Origin of the sequence: Pseudomonas sp. RW409, from assembly GCF_003184125.1 — a bacterium.
In the GTDB taxonomy this organism is placed as follows: Bacteria; Pseudomonadota; Gammaproteobacteria; order Pseudomonadales; family Pseudomonadaceae; genus Aquipseudomonas; species Aquipseudomonas chlororaphis_I.
The window spans coordinates 929,777-932,812 of sequence record NZ_QHHP01000021.1 but is presented as its reverse complement, the minus strand read 5'-3'; the positions used below and the strand labels follow the sequence as shown (position 1 = coordinate 932,812).

Genomic DNA, 3,036 nt, shown 5'->3' with positions numbered 1-3,036 from the left:
ATCCCCGGCACCCCCAGCCACAGCCAACAAGCCTTCGGCGCCAGCCTGCTGGAACAGCACCCCTTCGTACTGATCCCCTCCAGCGTGTCGCGCCATAGCTGGAACCTGCTGATCAACCCCTTGCTGGCCACGGGGTTGTACGAGCTGGTGTTGCAGGAGCGCTTTGCGCTGGATGGGCGGTTGAGTCCGCCGGAGCGTTAAGGGAGAAGCAACTCGCATCACAAAGAGACTTTTGGGGTCTTCAGTTCAGAACTGTCCTACAGCCTGTTTGTAGCCATTTGGCGTAACGTTCCACCGCCAACTGCTGACAATTTTGCCTCCATCCTGATGGGGGCATTTTTTTGGCAATGTGGAAGCGGACAGGATCCCAATGAAACTGTTCACGCACTACGTCTGGCCAGCGGGGGGCGCTCACTGACCTCACTCGCTACGCAGGCCAACTCACGCTGCCCTTGGGCGGCATGTACAACTTCAAGGAAGGCCCATAGTGAAATACACCGTAGAGGAAGGGCAGCACCTGGCTGCCACATTCATGGCGAAGCACGCTGCACGCCCCATAACAGCCACTTACGACCTTGCCACGCTAGGTGCCAGAACCCGTCTGGGGGGCGAAGTCGCCACGGCCAGCTCCAGCGTAACAGTCAGCGGCCATCGAATCGCCTGTGTGGGCGACCGGGTACGTTACCCGGACGGCACCGAAAGCAAGATCGTCTCCGGTGCCGGCGCTGCGCTGACTCACCAGGGGCGCCCGATGGCCATTGTGGGCAGTGCCACCGACAACGGCGACACCATTATCAGCAGCCTGCAAAGCTGTGCGCAGATTCGGGAATACGCCGATGGCAATGGCATCCCCGGTTTGCTCCAACCCGGCTTTGAGGTGCCATTCACCTCTAGCGAAAGCAAGACTTCTCGCTGAGGCCTCCGGCCTATGTCTCGACGCTTCATCATGCTCAGGCAAGGAACTGCACAATGAGTGGAAAACCCGCCGCCCGCGTCACCGATCCAACGGCCTGTCCTCTGCCGGGCCATGGCACCAACCCCATCGTCAGTGGTTCTCCCGACGTCATTTTCGACGGCCTGTCCGCCGCCCGACAAGACGATGTATCCGCCTGCGGCAGTCCGATCGTATCCGGTGTTTCATCGAGCGTTTTCATCAACGGTCAACCCGCTGCCACCCTAGGCAGCATTGGTGCGCACGGTAACGTGATCATCGGCGGCTCAGGCACGGTGATCATCGGGGATACCTTCGTACCGGCCACCGTCTCTCCCATCGCATCGCTGGGCACTAGTACTGAGCCTTATTCCGGACGCTTCCAGCTGATTGACCAGGAAACGGGCAAACCCGTTGCTGGGCGCAAGGTCAAGGTTTGGTCCAGCGGCGGTTGGAGCACGCTTGACACCACGGATGCCGAAGGGATGACGTCGTGGGTCCATCACGTTGCATCGGAGTCCATCCATATCGACCTGGTGCAGGGAGGCCAAGCATGAGCGATCAGCCCGGCCTCTCTCAGGGTGGCATGAGCCCGGAAGGCAAGATCAACCCCGTGGGCATTCTGGAACCCAAGCTCGATCCGCAGGACAAGCAGGTGTTGTGTTCGGCAATCTGCTATTGCAGCGCCACGCCCAACGTCAGCCACGATGGCAAGAACCTCAAACAGGCGTGCGTTGCCCAGCGCCTGGGCGAACTGGATGAAATCCTCCAAGGTCGTAGCCCCTACAAGCCCGAGGTCAGCTACGACATGACCAAGAACCCGCCGCAGCCGATTCTGGACAGCCAGACCGGTAATGGTCCGCATGGCTGGATTCCGGGTTGGATCAGTAAGTACTGGGACGAAGACCCGGAGCATCCGCCGTTCAAGCCGGGCCGAGGTATGATTCGCCGGCCTGATGTGGTGATCGTTAAAGACCCGAACACGCCGCCGACCCAAGACAATATCAAGCAGGTGGTGGAGATGAAGTTTCCGCCTGATCCACCTAATGAAATCCAGACAGGTGCATATGCAACGATTGCCGGAACCAAGAGCAAGGTCGTCGAAATGCAAGCAACTGACTGTGACTGTAACCAGGGAAGCCAACAGTCCAAGATTCCCGTGGAACAACTGGGATGGGCTGCGGCTATCGCTGGTGGTGTGATGTTTATCCTGACGCGCGGTCGCTCCCCTCGACCAATGATCCCAGCCTATTAATTCGGAGGAAGTCTTATGGAACAGGAGTTCAATTTGGCTGAGGAGCTGGCCAAACAGCCTCATCTGCTGGAAGTGCCCGGCAACCTGCTAATGAAGGGCGGCCCCGAGGACTATATCGGCGCCGTGCTCTGCCTACGGGGCACGCTCTACTTCAAGGAGGCCCATACCCCTCTGGTGCGAGAGGCATTGTGCCAATGCTTCGACGAGTTCAAGCGACTGGCCGAGCCCCATCTCACTTGGCTTTGGCGTGAGGAACCGCCAGAGGGCAAGCCGTTGACAACGTACAGTGATGCAAAGCCATTGCGCGACATGCTGGCCAGCATGGATGAGGATTACCCGCTGAGCTTCTACTACACCAATGGCAAGCAATCTAACGATGCGAGTGCTTGGCTCTTCAAGATTTTCGGCAAGTCGGCATGGGAAGCGAAGATTGGGCGCAATCTAAGTGTTCTGGAGTTCTCCGTACCGCTGCTGTACCAGGAGCAGAATCCGCTGAGTTTCCTACGTCTGTTCCTCGACTTCTCACGTCGATTGGCTCCGGAGCAGGGCTATGCCGGGCATGCCTTCAATCTTTCGGTAACAAACCGGGACAACAACGAGCCCACCGAAGCCTTTATGGCTGCGCGTATGCCAGGTTTGGATGTGGGAACAGCGGGCCTGTTGGCAAATATCCCGGAGTTCAAACCCACTAAGATCAAGACGGTCAGTTGGCTGACCGTACTCGACCAGGCGCATCTGGACTTAGTTGGGGGGCTGGACGCTTTGCGTGCCCAACTGCCCTCCAGCCATTTCGCTTTCTACGACTACGGTGCCGGCGTGGTGATCCAGGCCGGAGCCTACCCCTACCTCG

The 3,036-nt window shown here is 58.7% G+C and carries 4 protein-coding genes and 1 pseudogene; all 5 read left to right on the top strand.

Annotated elements, in window-relative coordinates; genetic code table 11:
• Positions 1-201, top strand: a pseudogene (locus DK261_RS13015) (RES domain-containing protein); the annotation flags it as partial.
• Between the two features lie 286 nt (positions 202-487).
• Positions 488-916 carry a PAAR domain-containing protein gene (locus DK261_RS13010; protein WP_173477426.1) on the top strand — a complete coding sequence of 143 codons (429 nt, stop codon included), beginning with the start codon at positions 488-490 and terminating at the stop codon, positions 914-916.
• A complete protein-coding gene (locus DK261_RS13005; RefSeq protein ID WP_256597580.1) occupies positions 913-1,488 on the top strand; it encodes a PAAR domain-containing protein in 576 nt (191 codons plus the stop codon). The genes DK261_RS13010 and DK261_RS13005 overlap by 4 nt, the downstream gene beginning before the upstream one ends.
• Entirely contained in the window at positions 1,485-2,186 is a 702-nt protein-coding gene (locus DK261_RS13000; RefSeq protein ID WP_053268871.1) for a VRR-NUC domain-containing protein, read from the top strand. The genes DK261_RS13005 and DK261_RS13000 overlap by 4 nt, the downstream gene beginning before the upstream one ends.
• A gap of 15 nt (positions 2,187-2,201) precedes the next feature.
• Positions 2,202-3,036, top strand: an 835-nt coding sequence (locus tag DK261_RS12995) for a type VI immunity family protein (RefSeq protein WP_110175828.1), incomplete at its 3' end; no start/stop codon positions are given.